1 protein-coding gene is annotated in these 548 nt (G+C 70.6%); it reads right to left on the bottom strand.

What is annotated here, in order from left to right; translation table 11 throughout:
* Positions 1 to 152: 152 nt before the first annotated feature.
* Positions 153 to 548: aldehyde dehydrogenase family protein (locus AC5RUJ_RS18090; protein WP_494156498.1), on the bottom strand; the 396-nt coding region annotated here is incomplete at its 5' end.

Raw genomic sequence — 548 nt, 5'->3', positions numbered from 1 at the left:
CCGCCGCGCTGGACCGCCGCGCCTGCCGGGCGGCCGCCGAGGATCGCTTCAGCGCGGCACGCATGACGGCTGACCACCTGAACCTCTACGCCCGGCTGCTGGCCGGACAAACCTAACGACGGCGGGACGGGCCAGGCGACGGCCGCCCAGGGCTAGCGACGGTGGATGGACTTGTAGCTGACGTAGGCGTTGAGTCCTTCTATCCCGTACTCGGTGCCGAGGCCCGAGTCGTGCCTGCCGCCGAACGGGGCCGAGTGGTTGGAAGCGAAGAAATTGATGCCCACCGAGCCGGTGTCCATGCGATCGGCCACGGCGAGCGCCGCGTCCTGGTCCTGGCCGAACACGAGTCCGCCCAGCCCGAACCCGGTGTTGTTCGCCAGCGCCACGGCTTCGTCCAGGTCCGTGTATTTCAACACGGCCAGGGCCGGCCCGAAGACCTCCTCGCGGGCGATGCGCATATCCGGTGTCACGTCGGCGAACACCGTGGGCTCCACGAAGTATCCGCCCTCGAGCCCGCCGCCGAGCCGCGCGGCCCGCCCGCCGGTGGT

The sequence above is a fragment of the Arthrobacter sp. Y3223164 genome (assembly GCF_059091005.1).
This window is presented reverse-complemented; position numbering and strand designations above follow the sequence as displayed.